16 protein-coding genes are annotated in these 15,723 nt (G+C 65.0%); 10 read left to right on the plus strand and 6 right to left on the minus strand.

All coding sequences use genetic code 11. The features are described 5' to 3' along the window. The first annotated feature begins 49 nt into the window (after positions 1-49). Positions 50-1,291: a YbfB/YjiJ family MFS transporter gene (locus tag HAP54_RS28425; protein ID WP_224741758.1), complete on the plus strand. Its 1,242-nt coding sequence runs from the start codon at positions 50-52 to the stop codon at positions 1,289-1,291. Here HAP54_RS28425 and HAP54_RS28430 read toward each other — a convergent pair. The 5 genes from HAP54_RS28430 to HAP54_RS28450 form a co-directional block, all read right to left on the minus strand. After that, positions 1,288-1,641 (minus strand): hypothetical protein, encoded by a 354-nt coding sequence (locus tag HAP54_RS28430; protein WP_166306056.1) that lies wholly within the window; start codon positions 1,639-1,641, stop codon positions 1,288-1,290. The two genes, HAP54_RS28425 and HAP54_RS28430, sit on opposite strands and share 4 nt — an antisense overlap. Positions 1,642-1,941: 300 nt before the next feature. Next, the gene (locus tag HAP54_RS28435; RefSeq protein ID WP_283843186.1) at positions 1,942-2,073 is read right to left on the minus strand and encodes a hypothetical protein; all 132 of its coding nucleotides are present in this window, start codon (positions 2,071-2,073) and stop codon (positions 1,942-1,944) included. Then, the gene (locus HAP54_RS28440; protein ID WP_224741757.1) at positions 2,043-2,828 is read right to left on the minus strand and encodes a hypothetical protein; all 786 of its coding nucleotides are present in this window, start codon (positions 2,826-2,828) and stop codon (positions 2,043-2,045) included. The genes HAP54_RS28435 and HAP54_RS28440 overlap by 31 nt, the downstream gene beginning before the upstream one ends. An 89-nt stretch (positions 2,829-2,917) precedes the next feature. After that, positions 2,918-3,670, minus strand: a complete 753-nt coding sequence (gene fliP / locus HAP54_RS28445) for a flagellar type III secretion system pore protein FliP (RefSeq protein ID WP_166306059.1) — start codon at positions 3,668-3,670, stop codon at positions 2,918-2,920. After that, complete coding sequence (locus tag HAP54_RS28450; protein WP_166308505.1) at positions 3,667-4,608, minus strand: flagellar biosynthetic protein FliO; 942 nt, start codon at positions 4,606-4,608, stop codon at positions 3,667-3,669. Before HAP54_RS28450 ends, fliP begins: the two co-directional genes overlap by 4 nt. Before the next feature lie 369 nt (positions 4,609-4,977). Here HAP54_RS28450 and flgB point away from each other — a divergent pair, with 369 nt between their 5' ends. The 3 genes from flgB to HAP54_RS28465 all read left to right on the plus strand — a co-directional run bounded on the left by flgB (position 4,978) and on the right by HAP54_RS28465 (position 8,043). Then, complete coding sequence (gene flgB / locus HAP54_RS28455; protein WP_166306062.1) at positions 4,978-5,388, plus strand: flagellar basal body rod protein FlgB; 411 nt, start codon at positions 4,978-4,980, stop codon at positions 5,386-5,388. Positions 5,389-5,445: 57 nt separating this feature from the next. Then, positions 5,446-6,546 (plus strand): IS1182 family transposase, encoded by a 1,101-nt coding sequence (locus HAP54_RS28460; protein ID WP_166306065.1) that lies wholly within the window; start codon positions 5,446-5,448, stop codon positions 6,544-6,546. A gap of 153 nt (positions 6,547-6,699) precedes the next feature. After that, positions 6,700-8,043 carry an IS1380-like element ISBdi2 family transposase gene (locus HAP54_RS28465; protein WP_166204320.1) on the plus strand — a complete coding sequence of 448 codons (1,344 nt, stop codon included), beginning with the start codon at positions 6,700-6,702 and terminating at the stop codon, positions 8,041-8,043. 105 nt (positions 8,044-8,148) lie between these two features. Here HAP54_RS28465 and HAP54_RS28470 read toward each other — a convergent pair whose 3' ends face one another. Beyond that, positions 8,149-9,621, minus strand: coding sequence for an IS701 family transposase (locus tag HAP54_RS28470; protein WP_224741992.1), 1,473 nt, complete (start codon positions 9,619-9,621; stop codon positions 8,149-8,151). Positions 9,622-9,807: 186 nt separating this feature from the next. On the opposite strand from HAP54_RS28470, the gene flgC reads away from it, so the two are divergent. The 6 genes from flgC to cckA all read left to right on the plus strand — a co-directional run bounded on the left by flgC (position 9,808) and on the right by cckA (position 15,568). Next, positions 9,808-10,233: a flagellar basal body rod protein FlgC gene (gene flgC, locus HAP54_RS28475; RefSeq protein ID WP_166306068.1), complete on the plus strand. Its 426-nt coding sequence runs from the start codon at positions 9,808-9,810 to the stop codon at positions 10,231-10,233. Positions 10,234-10,259: 26 nt separating this feature from the next. After that, complete coding sequence (fliE, locus tag HAP54_RS28480; protein ID WP_029085414.1) at positions 10,260-10,580, plus strand: flagellar hook-basal body complex protein FliE; 321 nt, start codon at positions 10,260-10,262, stop codon at positions 10,578-10,580. A gap of 135 nt (positions 10,581-10,715) precedes the next feature. Next, positions 10,716-10,979 carry a flagellar biosynthesis protein FliQ gene (gene fliQ, locus HAP54_RS28485; RefSeq protein WP_024580945.1) on the plus strand — a complete coding sequence of 88 codons (264 nt, stop codon included), beginning with the start codon at positions 10,716-10,718 and terminating at the stop codon, positions 10,977-10,979. Between the two features lie 18 nt (positions 10,980-10,997). Then, positions 10,998-11,768 carry a flagellar biosynthetic protein FliR gene (gene fliR / locus HAP54_RS28490; protein WP_166306071.1) on the plus strand — a complete coding sequence of 257 codons (771 nt, stop codon included), beginning with the start codon at positions 10,998-11,000 and terminating at the stop codon, positions 11,766-11,768. A 9-nt stretch (positions 11,769-11,777) separates the two neighbouring features. Further along, positions 11,778-12,851 carry a flagellar biosynthesis protein FlhB gene (flhB, locus tag HAP54_RS28495; protein ID WP_166306074.1) on the plus strand — a complete coding sequence of 358 codons (1,074 nt, stop codon included), beginning with the start codon at positions 11,778-11,780 and terminating at the stop codon, positions 12,849-12,851. A gap of 140 nt (positions 12,852-12,991) precedes the next feature. Next, the gene (cckA, locus tag HAP54_RS28500; protein ID WP_166308508.1) at positions 12,992-15,568 is read left to right on the plus strand and encodes a cell cycle histidine kinase CckA; all 2,577 of its coding nucleotides are present in this window, start codon (positions 12,992-12,994) and stop codon (positions 15,566-15,568) included. Positions 15,569-15,723 lie beyond the last annotated feature (155 nt).

The raw sequence follows: 15,723 nt of genomic DNA on the forward strand, positions 1-15,723 counted from the left end.
TGCGATCGCAACTAATCATTTTTCACGAACGGCCGGAGGGCCTACTGCGATGTCCATGTCAGCCAATGTCGATCATGACAGGCGCCATCACGCCGGACCCCATCGCGATGCAGGCGGACCGCTGTGGCTGTCCGCGGCCGCAGGGCTGTGCGCCTCGCTGGTCGGGCTCGGGCTGGCGCGCTTTGCCTACACGCCGCTGATCCCGGCGCTGATCGCGGCCAAATGGTTCACGCCGGCGGAAGCGGTCTATCTCGGTGCCGCCAATCTTGCCGGCTATCTCGCCGGCGCGCTGATCGCGCGCGATCTCGGCGCGCGGATCGGCTCGGTATGGGCGCTGCGCAGTATGATGACACTGGCTGCGATCACCTGCTTTGCCTGCGCGGTGCCGGTCTCCTTCATCTGGTTCTTCGGTTTCCGCTTCCTCGCCGGCGCCAGCGGCGGCGTGATCATGGTGCTGGCGGCGACCGCGATTTTGCCGCACACCGCGCCGAGCAAGCGCGGCCTGATCGGCGGCGTGATCTTCGCCGGCGTCGGATTGGGCGTCGCCGCCTCGGGCACGTTGGTGCCGCTGTTGCTGCAGCAGGGCGTCAAGCAGGCCTGGTACGGGCTCGGAATCCTGTCGGCGGTGTTGACCCTGATCAGCTGGAAGGCGTGGCCGGCCGAGGCGCCCGCCGCGCATGCTCCCGCAGAACAGCACGTCGCGTCGCATGGCGTGCGCTCGCCGCTGCTGGTCGCGCTGTGCCTGGAATACGGCCTCAATGCGCTGGCGCTGGTGCCGCATATGGTGTTCCTGGTCGACTTCGTGGCCCGCGGACTCGGACAGGGGATCGCGGCAGGTTCCTATTACTGGGTGCTGTACGGCATCGGCGCCGTGGTCGGTCCGCTGCTGTCAGGACATCTCGCCGATCGCGCAGGCTTTGCCGCTGCGCTCCGTGTGGCGTTCCTGATCGAGGCCGTAGCGGTCGCGCTGCCTGTCGTGACGACGTCACCGGCCGCAATGATTGTGTCGAGCCTCATTGTCGGCGGCTTCACGCCCGGCATCGTGCCGCTGGTGATCGGCCGCATCCACGAGCTGATCCCGCATTCGGCCGCGAGCCAGCGCTCCGCCTGGGCGCAGGCCACCACGACCTTCGCGCTGTTCCAGGCGGCCGGCGCCTACGGCCTGTCCTATTTGTTCGCGCACAGCGGTGGCGATTACGCGCTGCTGTTCGTGATCGGCGCGGCCGGCGTCGCCGTCGCGCTGGCGATTGAGTTGTTCAGCGTCGTTGCGCTGGGGCGCAAGCAGAGTTAACCGCGCAGCGCCTTCGTCAACACAGCGACCAGGCGGTCGACATCGGCCTCGTCGTTGAAGACGTGCGGCGAGATCCGCATCCGGCCGAGCCGCAACGCGACGTGGATGTCCTCGGCCGCGAGGCGCGCGATCAACTCCTTCGGAATGCCGCCGGCCATGCCGAGGCTCAGGATGTGCGGCGCGCGCACGCTGCGTGCCGGCACGTCGAGCCCGAGGTCACGCACACCGTCGGCGATCCGCTCGGTCAGCATCGCGAGCCGCGCGCTGACGGCAGCGGCGCTCCAGTCCGCCATCATCTCCATGCCGATCGAGGCCATCTCCAGCGTGATGAAATGATCGCGTTCGCCCATGTCGTAGCGGCGGGCGTCGTCGACATAGGTGAGATCGCCGAAATAGACCGATCAGGCACGCTGCCGCAGCGCGGGCGCGTTCATGCTGGCGGCCGGCAAAACCGGCATCGATGGTCCAGGGCTGGCCCTTGCGTTCGACCGCCGCGCGGCCGGCGTGCAGCGTCTTCTGCGGCAGCGGGCTGTAGGACGCCGAGTTCAGGTAGCAGATCTCGCGTGGAATCTCGAAGAGGTGGCGCTGGGAGGGAAGCATGTGGTCTCGTGGCTAAAATTGCGGAGGATGCGTGATGCGGAGGCGTGCGCTCACCCGTCATACTGGTCCGGTCCCATCGCCCAAGGTGCCTGGTCATAGCCGTTGGCGAAGGTGCGGTTGGTCTGCGCCGGATTGCGGTTGATCAGCGGCCTCAGATACATCGGATGGGTGGCGCTGCGCACCTCGTGCTCGACGGTGAACAGATGCCGGCCATTGGTGGGATCGACGAGTCGCAGAAGCGGTACTGGTACTGATTGTCCTCGCGGGAGACCAGATTGCGCTCCCGCAGCCGCTTGTAGGGACCCGAGAAGTCCGTGATGTAGATCTGGACGTGATGGCCGTCGAACTCACCCTGCGCCTGATCGGTCTCGCGGAATTGCAGATACTGGTCCTTGCCGACCTTGGCGCGCGCGACGACGCCGTCGCCGTTCACAACGCTCGCCGGGATGCCCATGATCTCGGGATAGAACCGGCTGATGGCCTCGGCGGTGCCGCGCGGCACGGCGAATTCGACATAGGGCATGCCGAGCGCGATGCGCCCGAACCTGTCGGCGTCCGGCTCGTAACAGCGCAGGCGGTTGCCCCAGGGACAGGTGGCCTCGACGTGATCGTTGCGCTCGCGATAGCCGAACGCGGTGCCTTCGAGCTTGGGGGCGACCGCGGCAAGCCGCGCCAGCAGGGCCTGCCGTCCGGCGATCACGATACCGGTATGGCCGCGCAGCACCTGTGGCCGGCCGGTCGGTAGATGAAACTGGCTGCGGCCGGCGTTCACCCACATGTTGCTGTCGGAGACCATCAGATAGGGATCGCGGGTCAGCCCGATGCCGGCGACGTAGAACAGCGCGGCAAGGCGCTGGTCCGGCACCTGGACGTTGACATGCTCGAGATGGATGGAATTGCCGAGATCTTCTGCGGCGCGGTCGAATGGCTGCTGCACGGGCACGGCTCCCTGGATGCGGTGCCTCGCATGATAGTGCAACGGCACGGCCGATCCAGCTGACGGGCCATGAATGTTTCGCGGGGCTGCTACCCCCCGTAACTCTGCACCAGGCTGCCGGCGACCAGCGCCCAGCCGTCGACCAGCACGAAGAAGATCAGCTTGAACGGCAGCGACACCACCACCGGCGGCAGCATCATCATGCCCATCGACATCAAGACCGAGGCGACCACGAGGTCGATGATCAGGAACGGCAGGAACAACAGGAAGCCAATCTCGAAGGCGCGCTTCAGCTCGGAGATCATGAAGGCCGGCACCAGGATGCGCAGCGACATCTCATCGGGCGTCGCCGGCGGCGGTTCGCCGGAGAGGTCCATGAACAGCTTCAGATCCTTCTCGCGGACGTTCTTCTGCATGAAGCCGCGCAACGGCACCGAAGCGCGCTGCAACGCCTCCTCGACGCCGATCTGGTTGGCGACCAGCGGCTTGATGCCGTCGTCATAGGATTTCTGCAGCACGGGCCCCATCACGAAGGCGGTGAGGAACATCGCGAGCGCGATCATCACCAAGTTCGGCGGCGCGGTGGCGGTGCCGAGCGCGGTGCGCAGCAGCGAGAGCACGACCACGATGCGCGTGAACGACGTCATCATGACCAGGATCGACGGCGCGATCGACAGCACCGTGAGCAGCGCGATCAGCTGGATCGCGCGCTTGGTCACGCCGCCATTGCCGCCGCCAAGATTGATGCTGATATCCTGCGCCATCGCCGGATCAGCGAAGGACCCGGCGGCGATCAGGACAGCGATGAAAAAAACTCTACGCGGGACGGACCCTGATCTCACGAAGGAGACTTCGGTGGTCGGCCGAGCAGCGAGGCCATCTCGTCCTCGAGATTCTCGAACCCGCTCTTCGGCTGGGCAGGCGCGGCGGGCGGCTCGCTGCGCGGCGCACGCACCGGCGGCGCCGCGGGCGCAACCGGCGGCGCGACGGTCTCGCCTGGGCCGGTCGGGCGGCGCAGCGCAGCTTCGAGCCGCTGCGCCATCTCGGCGAGATTGGCGTCGGCATTCGATGCGGGCGGCTGGGCCGGAGGCGCCTGCGTCGCGACCGGTGGCGGAGCGGGGGGAGGCGGTGGCGTGACGGCGCGCTCGGCCGCGGGCGCGCGCAGCGGCGGCGGCGCCTTCGGCGGTTCGGCTGCGCGCGGCACACGCGGGATCACGGGTTCGGAGCGCGGCGGCAGGCGCGGCGGCATCGGATCGGGCCGCGGCTCGCTACGCTCGGGCGTGAAGCCCGTGAGCGGATCGCTGCGACGCTCGGCGACCGGCGACGGGGGCCGGCGCAACTCGTCGGCGAAGGAGGGGCGCGCCTGACGTGGCGGCGGCTCGGGCTCGGGAAGTTCGAAAGTGTCGGAGCGGGCGGCCTCGCTCTCGTTCCAGGCCGCGTCCGGAAGCGGTGCGGCGCGCGGCAGCGCAGCTTCGGGGCCGACCGCGGGGCGGGCCGACATCTGATCACGCCCGGGCATGGCGCGGACGATGTTCGGCTCGACGACGATATCGGTGGGGCCGCCGATCATCAGCAGATGTTCGATATTGTCGCGGCGGACCAGCACCAGCCGGCGCCGGCCGTCGACCGCGGCAGCGTCGATCACCGCCAGCCGCGGCATCCGCCCCCGATTGGCGTTGGCCCCGAGGCGGTTTCCGGCGAAGCGGCGGACGAGCCATGCGGTGACGCCGATCAGCGCCAGCACGACCACGAATGCCAAGACGAATGTAACGACCTGCATATTGGAGTCCCCGGCCATCGTGGCCTTCCTCAGCTTTCGCCATCAACGAGCGCGGATTGATAGGTGCGGTTTGCGCAGCGAATCGCGCCCGAGATTCGCCTTATTTCTTAATTCCCAGCGGCTTGCAGCCGGCTGTTCTATTAATAAACCAAGAATCGCTTGTCCCAAAACGACTTCTCAGCGCCCCACGCTGTCTTGGTCCGTGCTGGTTAACGCAGCATTCGTGGCGAAAATGCGCTCTCAGGCCTCAGTTGCGGCGTTCTCCACGGATCAGTCCAACATTTTAACCGCCCGTTAACCATACACCGGGCAAATTCTGCCTACCTCGGGAGCCCAAGGGTTGTCCAAGAGGTTAACGGAGCCGCGGCGATGTCCATGAACGATCTCCCGATCCTGTCGGCGCTGCGCAGCAAGATGCAGTGGCACCAGGAGCGCCAGCGCGTCCTTGCCGAGAACATTTCCAATTCCGACACGCCGAACTTCCGGCCGCGCGACCTGGTCGAGCCGAAGTTCGACCGCGGCGGCGCCACGGTCGGCGGCGGCGTGGGGACGCTGCCGATGATGCAGACCAGCGGCACCCATCTGGCGGCGGCCGGCGCGCCTGATACCTTCGACAACGACCGGGGCAAGAGCGGCTTCCAGACCCGTCCGGCCGGCAACGCGGTCAATCTCGAGGACCAGATGCTGAAAGTGTCCGCCAACCAGATGGACTACGCGGCGGTCACCTCGCTCTACAGCAAAAGCCTGCATCTGCTGAAAACCGCGATCGGCAAGGGCTAGGAGCTTGTCTGGATAGTCGCTGTTCAAATCTGGTCGGGTCTGATTCAACATTGGGCGATGAGCAAGTATTTTCGGCCTTGGAACATCGATCAGACGCTGCTTCTGCCGCCGAATGTGCAGGACTTCGTGCCGAAAGGCCATGTCTCGCGGTTTATGGTTGATCTGGTGCGGGAGAGCCTCGATCTCAGGGAGATCATGGGCAGCTATGTGAGCGGGCTTGGGCAGCCGCCGTTTGATCCGCGGATGATGGTGGCGCTGCTGCTGCATAGCTATGCGAGTGGGCTGTATTCGTCGCGTCGGATTGCCAAGGCCTGCCGGGAGCGGAACGATTTTGTGATGATCGTGGCGCTGGATGCGCCGGATTTTCGGACGATCAGCGACTTTCGCAAGCGACATTTGAAGGCGCTCGGCGCGCTATTCGTGCAGGTTCTGAAGTTGCGCGAGACGGCCGGGCTGGTCAAGCTCGGTCATGTCGCGCTGGATGGTACGAAGATCAAGGCGAACGCGTCGAAACACAAGGCGATGAGTTATGAGCGCATGAAGAAGCGCGAGGCGGAATTGAAGGCCGAGGTCGCTCGCATGCTGGCGGCCGCCGAGGCGGCGGATGCCTCGGAGGATGAGACTTTCGGCAACAGCGACGAACTGCCGGACTGGACCGTCGACAAGCAGAAACGGCTGGCGAAGATCCAGCAAGCGATGGCGGCGCTGGAAGCGGACGCCAAACTGGCGGCGGAGGAAGAGCGCCGCATCGAGGCCGAAAAGGAACAGCAGCGCCAGGCCGAAGGCCGCAAGAAGCCGGGCAAACCGGCGGCGCTGCCATCGGAGGAACCCAATCCCAAGGCGCAACGCAACTTCACCGATCCGGAAAGCCGCATCATGAAGTCGAAGGATGGCTTCGTTCAGGCCTATAATGCCCAGGCGGCCGTCGATGCACATGCCCAGATCATTGTCGCGCAAGAACTGACCCAGCACGGCAGCGATCAGGGCCAGTTGGTGCCCCTGATCGAGGCCATCGAGAGCAATCTTGGCCGCAAGCCGCGGCAGGCCTCAGCGGATTCCGGCTACTGCAGCGAAGCCAATCTCGAAGCGCTCGACACACGCAGCATCGATGGCTATGTCGCGCCCCCGTCACGAAAACATATCTGGACGGGCTCCTAGTCCTACTGCGTCACAAACGATGATCTGTCTAGCCCGTCTTATTCGTCAGAGTGCGCCTGAGAGGCTGGCGAGCGTGGTGTAAAGCGCTGATGCGGCGTAGGATTCGGTTGCAAAGCCAACCCCATCACCTCAACCGCGAACGCCAGGCCCGCCATGACCGATGATACGATTCTGCCCTTCTCGTTTCCAGCCGTTCACGCCAAGAAAGTCACAGCTGCCTTCGATGGCGGTCGGCTGACCTCGAACGGGGGCGTGATGCTTCTGGCGATGGCCGAGCGGCGTCTCGGCTTGGCCGACAATTTGGCCCGGGTGTTCCCGGATCGGCGCGATCCGACGCGGGTCGTGCACAGCCTTGTCGATATGTTCCGCGCGCGCATGTTCGCGATCTGCTGCGGCTACGAGGACGCCGACGACCTCGATCATCTGCGGTCCGATCCCGCATTCAAGCTGGCCTGCGGACGGCTGCCGGACACGGGTCGCGATCTGTGTTCCCAACCGACGCTGTCGCGGCTGGAGAATGCTCCGCGCCTGCGCGACGTGATCCGACTGACCTACACTTTGGTCGACGCATGGATGGATAGCTACCCGCGCGAGCCGGCATCCGTCACGCTCGACATCGATGATACCTGCGATGTCGTCCACGGCCATCAGCAGCTCTCGCTGTTCAACGCTCATTATGACGAACGCTGCTTCCTGCCGATCCACGTCTACGACACGGAGAAGAGCCGGCCCGTGGCGGTCGTGTTGCGGCCCGGCAAGACGCCGGGCGGCGTCGAGGTGCGTGCCCATCTGCGCCGCCTGATACGGCATATCCGGACGCGGTGGCACAACACGCGAATTACGTTCCGTGGCGACGGGCACTATGCCCGGCCGGAGGCAATGGCGTGGTGCGAGACCAACGGCATCGACTACATCTTCGGTCTGTCCGGCACCAAGCCGCTCGCCAGAAAACTCGACGAGGCCGCCGACGACATCCGCACGCGACGCGCCATCGAGAACCTGCCGGTTCTGCGTGGCTATACCGAGACGCGCCACAAGGCCAAGTCCTGGGATCGCGAACGGCGTACCGTCGCCCGTATTGAGGCGACGATGCTCGGCCTCGACATCCGTTTCGTCGTCACCAGCCTCGATGTCGGCTCGGCCGAGTGGATCTACGACAGCCTGTATTGCGCGCGCGGCCAAGCCGAGAATCTGATCAAGCTGCATAAGACACAGCTCGCCTCCGATCGCACCAGCTGCCGTTCGGCGCTCGCCAATCAAGTCCGCCTCGTTCTCCACACCGCCGCTTATTGGCTGATGCTGACCGTGCGCGACGCGATTCCCAAAGCCCGGGAATTGGCCACAGCCGAGTTCGCGACGCTGCGTCTTCGTCTCTTGAAACTCGCTGCCCGTGTCGTCGAGACCACGAGCCGCATTCGCCTTGCGTTTGCCGCGGCATGTCCCGAAGCCGACCTGATCCGCGGCTTGCCAGGCGCGCTGCTGCCTCTCGGTCCTTGACCGGCGGGGCGTCCGCCCCCCGTTCGCCCAACCTACACCTCAAGCGCGTTGCAAAGTACGGGTCGGTCAGGCGGTGAAAAGCCGAAGGCAATCCCGCGCGCCTCGTCAGAGCAGATGTGCGGCCACATCAATCGGACTAAAAAAAGCACTCTCACGAATAGGACGGGCTAGTGGTCGAACTTGATCGCACAACAAGGACATCTCGACAGCGTTCGGACGAGCCCATGTTCGAGGCGCCGTCGCATCGTCGCGATCGAATTTGGAATGTGACGTTGGGTCCGCAGCGGCAAATCCGCGGGGTCTGTAATCTGCGGGAATGCGATCGAGCAGGATCGGCCGGGCGTGCCGAGTGCCTGAGGGGGGAATCGTCTCCCGCTCGGAGATCAGGAATCCGTAGGCTGCGATGCACATTGTTGCGTGATGATGAAAGCCGCGCCAGCCGCGTCCCTCGAAGTGGCCGAGCCCGACCTCCTGCTTGAGTTCCTGATAGTCGCGTTCGATGCGCCAGCGCAATTTAGCCGTCTCAACGAGAGTCCGGAATGCCACATCCTCCGGCAATGTCGAGAGCCAGTATTTGGTAGGCTGGTCCTCGCCTTTTGGCCATTCGATCAGCAACCATTCCTCCAATCGCCGGGTGGTTTGCCAATAATCACGATGCGCGGCACGGACCCGCACGCGGGCAAAGCGCGAGGTCAGCTTTTCGTTCGTTCCTTGCCGCCACGTGATGGTGCGCCAAGCTTTGTCCGGCAGGCCGATCGCGAGCGCCTTGACGGCGGCCGGCTGATGCTGACGGTTGCGGCGCATCAGTTTCGGTGGACGGCCGCGGCCCGACCATGGCTTCGGCGGCAAGGGACCGGTACCGGGCGCCCATACCGTTGTGCTCGACAGAAGACCCGCCACATAGGTCAATCCCAGCGCCGTGATCTCCGTGCGCAGGTCGCTGTTATTGCCATAGCCCGCGTCCATCAGTACGACACCGCGTGGAAGGCCGCTCGCGCAGGCCCACCGCAACTGCTCCAGCGCGATCTCCGGCTTGGTCCGGAAGCCAACTTCGGCAGGAATGCCCACCTTGCGCCGCCGATCGCAGTCCTCAGTCCATTCCTTCGGAAGATAAAGGCGATAAGCGACAGGCAGGCTGGCGTGGTGGTTGGCAATCGACAGTGACACCGCCACCTGACAATTATCCTGCTTGCCGAGCTGCCCGCAATATTGCCGTGCAACTCCAACTGAATGTCGGCCCTGCTTGGGAAATCCGGTATCGTCGATGATCCAGGCTTCGATGGGGCCCTGGCGTTCAATCGCCGGCAGGACCATCTCACGTACCTTGCCCAGCACCTTCTCATCCGACCAGGCGCCGCTGCCGACGAAATGCAGCAGCGATTGATGCTGGGCGGCCGTCCGTTCCGGAGCTGTCACCGCCGCCATCGACTCCACGCTCTTGCGACCGCCACAGGCCATCAGGCCGACGCAATAGTCGCGCAGCGGCGCCTTCCGATCAGCATGACCGATGACACTGGCAAGCCCTTCCAAATACGTCGCAAATCGCTTCTCGCTCGTCTTGGTGCCACGCCCGCTCATGTCGGCCTCTCGACTGATGGTCCGTGCTTCATCCATCGCTGATTCTGGCCGGCGGTTTTGTGACTCAGTCAGACTAGAGCATGATCCGGAAAAGTGTGGAGCGGTTTTCCCTCGCGCAAACGCAAGGCGTTTGCGCGGAGATCATGCTCAAAACAAGCTGACACCTGACGGCGGCAGGAGGATCCCATGGCAGATGGAACAAGCGATTTCACCCGCTCGATGAGCATCGCGACATCAGGCCTGCGCGCGCAGGCCGGGCGGATGCGGGTGATCTCGGAAAATATCGCCAACGCCGATTCGACGGCGCAGACCGCGGGCGGCGATCCCTATCGCCGCAAGGTGCCGACCTTCTCGTCCGCGCTCGACCGCTCGCTCGACGCCCAGGTCGTGACCCTCGGCCGGATCCGGCCGGACCGGTCGTCGTTCCGCATCAAGCAGGAACCGGGCAATCCGGCGGCGGATGCCTCCGGCAATGTCAAATATCCGAACGTCAATCCGATGGTCGAAATGACCGACATGCGCGACGCCCAGCGCTCCTACGAGGCCAACCTCAGCATCATCAGCGCGACGCGGCGGATGATCCAGCGCACGCTCGACATCCTCAAGTCCTGACGCAACAAGAACAGGGAACGTACATCATGGCCACACCGACAGTCGCCGCCAACGCCTACGCCAGTCTCGCGAAACTGATGGAGCGCGGCGGCGCCGAGAAGGCCGGGCTGGGCGGGCAGGCCGTCGCCGGCCCGTCGTTCAGCGCGCTGCTCAAGGACTCCGTCGGCAGCGTGCTGGAGGCCGGCAAGAAATCCGACGCACAGACCATGGCGATGGCCTCGGGCAAGGCGAATGTGATGGACGTGGTGACGGCGGTCGCCGACACCGACGTTGCGGTGTCGACGCTGGTCTCGGTCCGCGACCGCGTCATCCAGGCCTACGAAGACATCATGAAGATGCCGATCTGATGTCACTTGCGACGTCATCCCGGGGCGATGCGAAGCATCGAGCCACAGATGTGCAATTGCACATCGGGGGATCTCGAGATTCCGGGTTCGCTTCGCGCCCCGGAATGACGAAAACAACTGAAAGCGAGAACAACAATGACCGGCCCTGAAACCCTCGACGTCGCGCGTGATGCGATCTGGACCATCGTGATCGTGTCGTCGCCCCTCATGGTGGTCGGCCTCGTGGTCGGCGTCGTGGTGTCGCTGTTCCAGGCGCTGACCCAGATCCAGGAACAGACGCTGGTCTTCGTGCCGAAGATCCTCGCTATCTTCGTCACATTGCTGCTGGCATTACCGTTCATGGCCGACTCGCTCGCCAGCCACATGATGCGGATTTCGTCGCGAATCATCGGCGGTTGATGCACTAATGCCGCGGTCATGCGCATCGATGTCTCCCTGCTGCCGGCGCTGGCCGCAATCTTCGTGCTGGTCTTTGCGCGCGTGGGCGCGATGGTGATGCTGCTGCCCGGTTTCGGCGAGAGCAACATCCCGGCACGGGTCAAGCTGTCGATCGCGCTGCTGCTGACGCTGATCATCCTCCCCCTGCATCGCAACGCCTATCATGTCGACCTGACGTCGATCTCCTCGCTCGGCGTCCTGATGGTGCATGAACTCATCATCGGCATCGTGCTCGGCGCGACCGCGCGGGTGACGCTGTCGGCGCTCAATGTCGCGGGCTCCGTGATCGCGCAGCAGCTCGGCCTCGGCTTCGTCACCGCGGTCGACCCGACCCAGGGTCAGCAGGGCCAGATCGTCGGCAACTTCCTCACCATCCTCGGCCTCACCCTGCTGTTCGCCACCGACAGCCACTATCTCGTCATCGCGGCGCTGAGCGAGAGCTACCGCATCTTCTCGCCGGGCGAGATCATGCCGACCGGCGACGTCGCCGCGCTTGCGACCTCCGCGTTCTCCGCCGCCTTCAAGATCGGCTTGCAGCTCTCGGCGCCGTTCCTGGTGTTCGGCCTGGTCTTCAACATCGGGCTCGGCGTGCTGGCGCGGCTGATGCCGCAGATGCAGGTCTATTTCGTCGGCGTGCCGCTCTCGATCATGGTCGGCTTCCTGATCTTCGGCGTGGTGCTCGCGGCGATGATGAATACCTATTTCGACTACTTCAACGGCGTCATGCGCCAGCTTGCTCCGATGAACTAGGGGAGAGCGATGGCCGACGATACCGAAGACAAAACAGAAGACCCTACGCAAAAACGTCTCGATGAAGCCCTTGAGAAAGGCGACGTCGTCAAAAGCCAGGAGGTCAACACCTGGTTCGTGATCGCCGGTGCCACGCTGGTGCTGTCGACCTTCTCGGGCTCGATCGGCGGCGGCATCTTGATGCCGCTGCGCAACCTGATCGCCAATTCGTGGATGATCCGCACCGACGGCGCCGGGCTGCTTCAACTGACCCAGACGCTTGGCTACGCCGTGGTCGCCGCGATCGGGGTGCCGTTCCTGATGCTGGCGCTGGCCGCGGTCGCGGGCAACATGATCCAGCACCAACTGGTGTGGTCGGGCGAGCAGCTGAAGCCGAAATTCTCCAAGATCTCGCCGGCCGCCGGCTTCAAGCGGCTGTTCGGCAAGCAGGCGGTGGCGAATTTCCTGAAGGGCCTGTTCAAGCTGATCGCGCTCGGCGCCGTGATGGTCGTGGTGCTGTGGCCCGAGCGGTTGCGGATGGAAGCATTCCTGCGGGTCGATCCCGCCGAGCTGCTGCCCGCCATCACCAGCATGACAGTGCATCTGATGGCGGCGGTGGTCGCCATCCTCGCTGCGGTCGCGATCGCCGACTACTTCTTCCAGTACCGGACCTGGTACGAGCGTCACAAGATGTCGCTGCAGGAGATGAAGGAGGAGTTCAAGCAGTCGGAAGGCGACCCGCACGTCAAGGGCAGGATCAAGCAGTTGCGGGTCCAGCGCGCCAAGAAGCGCATGATGGCCCAGGTTCCCAAGGCCTCGGTGATCATCACCAACCCGACCCACTATTCGGTGGCGCTGGCCTACGACCGCAGCATGTCGGCGCCGCTCTGCGTCGCCAAGGGCGTCGACAACCTCGCCTTCAAGATCAGGGAGATCGCCAAGGAGCACGATATTCCGATCGTGGAGAACGTGCCGCTGGCCCGGGCGCTCTATGCGACCGTCGAGATCGACCAGGAGATCCCGGTCGAGCACTATCACGCGGTTGCCGAAATCATCGGCTACGTGATGCGGCTGAAGCGCGGCCTGTCCGGCCTGCGACAGTAAGGGGCGGAAAACCGCTTGAAATGCGCGTAACTTGCGAAATTGCCGCCTGATGGACTTGCGTTTTCGGGTCCGATTCAGGCACTCAGGGACGAGGCGGCCGGCCGGGCGCCTCGTGATGCAGACGAGCCATGTCTCTCCAGATGACCGCCGATAGCAACGATCCACCCGCGACTGAGCCGTTCGTGGCCCACGGGCCAGCGCGGCGCAGCGGCAGCATCCTGCTGGTGGTCCTGATCGCCGTCGGCATCGTCGCGGTGGCGGTCTGGCTGATGACCATCGGCCGTACCCAGGCGCAGCCCTATATCCTCGGCGTGCTGGCGCTGCTCGCCACCGTCGGCCTGTTCACCCTGTTCGCGCTTGCCGCCGGCATCATCCGCTTCTCCGACCGCGCCACCGACGACCCCGTGATGGCGCGGATCGCCGACCAGGCCCAGGAAGGGCTCGTGGTCACCGACTCCCGCGGCCACGTGGTCTATTCCAACGCCGCCTATCTGAGGCTGACCGGCGCGGCCGGGCCGCAGGACGTCCGCCCCGTCGAGCGCGTCTTCATTGGCAACCCCGACGTCTCCGAGGCGGTGTTCCGCCTCTTGAAGGCGGCGCGCGAGGGCAGGCGGCAGCAGGAGGAGGTCCGGGTCGCCGGCCACGAGGCCGGGCAAGGTGGTGAACAAGGCCGCTGGCTGCGGCTCAGGGTGCGCCCGCTCGGCGAGGGCAAGCGCGACGCGAGATATGCGGTGTGGTCGATCGCCGACGTCACCCGTGATCGCGAGGACCAGGAGGACGTGTTCCAGGAGCTGCGGCACGCGATCGAATATCTCGACCACGCGCCGTGCGGTTTCTTCTCGGTCAATCCGGCCGGCGAGATCGCTTATATCAACGCCACGTTGGCCAACTGGCTGGACTACGATCTGGCCGAGATCGGTTCGGGCGGCCTGAAGCTGACCGACATCGTCTCGGGCGACGGCGCGGCGCTGTTGACCTCGATTGCGGCGGTGCCGGGCGAGGTCAAGACCGAGGTGTTCGACATCGACCTGCGCATGCGCGGCGGCAAGACCGTGCCGGTGCGGCTCTATCACAAGCTCGCCTTCGGCGCCGACGGCGCGGCGGGCGCCTCGCGCACGCTGGTGATCAGCCGCGCCCGCGACGAGCATTCCGATCCAGAGCGCGCCGCCGAGGTGCGCTTCATGCGCTTCTTCGACCATACACCGATGGCGATTGCGACCGTCGACCGCGGCGGCAATGTGGTCGGTGCCAATGCGCGCTATGCCAAGCTGGCACAGGGGCTGAACGGCGAGGGCGGCGCGGCCAAGTCGATCTTCCGCGCGGTCAATCCGCGCGACCGCGGCCTCCTGATCGCCGCGATCAACCAGGCCGCCGAGGGCCAGGGCGATATCGCGCCGGTCGAAGTGATGCTCGACGGCGCCAAGGAGCGCTTTGCCCAGTTCTTCGTGACGACCGTCGAGAAGGACGAACGCGACGCCGAGACCGCGATCGTCTACATGCTCGAGACCACCGAGCGACGCGCGCTGGAAAACCAGATCAACCAGTCGCAGAAGATGGAGATGGTCGGCCAGCTCGCCGGCGGCATCGCGCACGACTTCAACAACGTGCTGTCGGCCATCATGATGGCGAACGACTTCCTGCTGAACGCGCACAAGCCGACCGACCCGTCGTTCCAGGACATCATGCAGATCAAGCAGAACGCCACCCGCGCCGCGACGCTGGTGCGGCAGCTGCTTGCGTTCTCGCGCCGCCAGACGCTGCGCCCGCAGGTGCTCGATCTCGGCGATGCGCTGAGTGACCTCACCATGCTGCTGCGCCGGCTGATCGGCGAGAAGGTCAAGCTCGACCTCGTGCACGGCCGCGATCTGTGGCCGGTGAAGGTCGACGTTTCGCAATTCGAGCAGGTGGTGGTCAATCTTGCGGTCAACGCGCGCGACGCGATGCCCGACGGCGGCAAGCTGATCATCCGCACCGCCAATGTGCCGACCGAGGAAGCCGCCCAGCTCGCCAACAAGGGCATGCCGGCGGCGGACTATGTGAAGATCGAGATTTCGGACACCGGCACCGGCATTCCGCCCGAGATCATCGACAAGATCTTCGAGCCGTTCTTCTCGACCAAGGAAGTCGGCAAGGGCACCGGCCTCGGCCTGTCGACGGTCTACGGCATCGTCAAGCAGACCGGCGGCTTCGTCTATGTCGATTCCGTGCCGGGCGGGGGCACCACGTTCCGGATCTATTTGCCGCGGCATCGCCAGGAGCAGGAGGTCGCCCCGGAGGCGCAGACCGGCAACGGCGCGGCCAAGGATGCCGCCGCCGAAGCCGCCAAGCCGAAGCCCGATCTCACCGGGCAGGGCACCATCCTGCTGGTCGAGGACGAGGATGGCCTGCGCTCGCTGAATGCGCGCGGTCTCCGCTCGCGCGGCTACAGCGTGATCGAGGCGGCCAACGGCGTCGAGGCGCTGGAGGCGTTCGAGGAGAACAACGGCGCCGTCGATCTCGTCGTGTCCGACGTCGTGATGCCGGAGATGGACGGGCCGACGCTGCTGAAGGAAATGCGCAGCCGCAATGCGGAGCTGAAGATCATCTTCGTCTCAGGCTATGCCGAGGACGCCTTCGAGAAGAGCCTGCCCGAGAACCAGCAGTTCGCGTTCCTGCCCAAACCGTTCACGCTGACGCAGCTGGTCGCCGCGGTGAAGGAAACCATGACGGCGAATTAGAGCGCGCTTTCGAGCGAAGTGGGCACCGGTTCGCGTCAAGAAAACGCGTCAGATAAGAAGCGCCAACCCAGGCGACGAGCCTCGATGCGCCTTCGTGTCCCGCGTGGGAGAGGCGATGTTGCGGTGCGGTCGCGGTTGAACCTGAGCCCCATCTC

This window comes from Bradyrhizobium sp. 2S1 (genome assembly GCF_011516625.5).
GTDB classification, from domain to species: Bacteria; Pseudomonadota; Alphaproteobacteria; order Rhizobiales; family Xanthobacteraceae; genus Bradyrhizobium; species Bradyrhizobium septentrionale.

Bases quoted from the DNA above. Each gene is read 5' to 3' on its own strand.
- fliQ (WP_024580945.1), top strand. From the start codon at position 10,716: ATGACCGGCCCTGAAACCCTCGACGTCGCGCGTGATGCGATCTGGACC.
- cckA (WP_166308508.1), top strand. From the start codon at position 12,992: ATGACCGCCGATAGCAACGATCCACCCGCGACTGAGCCGTTCGTGGCC.
- HAP54_RS28465 (WP_166204320.1), top strand. From the start codon at position 6,700: ATGACCGATGATACGATTCTGCCCTTCTCGTTTCCAGCCGTTCACGCC.
- flhB (WP_166306074.1), top strand. From the start codon at position 11,778: ATGGCCGACGATACCGAAGACAAAACAGAAGACCCTACGCAAAAACGT.
- flgB (WP_166306062.1), top strand. From the start codon at position 4,978: ATGTCCATGAACGATCTCCCGATCCTGTCGGCGCTGCGCAGCAAGATG.
- fliE (WP_029085414.1), top strand. From the start codon at position 10,260: ATGGCCACACCGACAGTCGCCGCCAACGCCTACGCCAGTCTCGCGAAA.
- flgC (WP_166306068.1), top strand. From the start codon at position 9,808: ATGGCAGATGGAACAAGCGATTTCACCCGCTCGATGAGCATCGCGACA.
- HAP54_RS28460 (WP_166306065.1), top strand. From the start codon at position 5,446: ATGAGCAAGTATTTTCGGCCTTGGAACATCGATCAGACGCTGCTTCTG.
- fliR (WP_166306071.1), top strand. From the start codon at position 10,998: ATGCGCATCGATGTCTCCCTGCTGCCGGCGCTGGCCGCAATCTTCGTG.
- HAP54_RS28450 (WP_166308505.1), bottom strand. From the start codon at position 4,608: ATGCAGGTCGTTACATTCGTCTTGGCATTCGTGGTCGTGCTGGCGCTG.
- HAP54_RS28425 (WP_224741758.1), top strand. From the start codon at position 50: ATGTCCATGTCAGCCAATGTCGATCATGACAGGCGCCATCACGCCGGA.
- HAP54_RS28430 (WP_166306056.1), bottom strand. From the start codon at position 1,641: ATGGGCGAACGCGATCATTTCATCACGCTGGAGATGGCCTCGATCGGC.
- HAP54_RS28470 (WP_224741992.1), bottom strand. From the start codon at position 9,621: ATGAGCGGGCGTGGCACCAAGACGAGCGAGAAGCGATTTGCGACGTAT.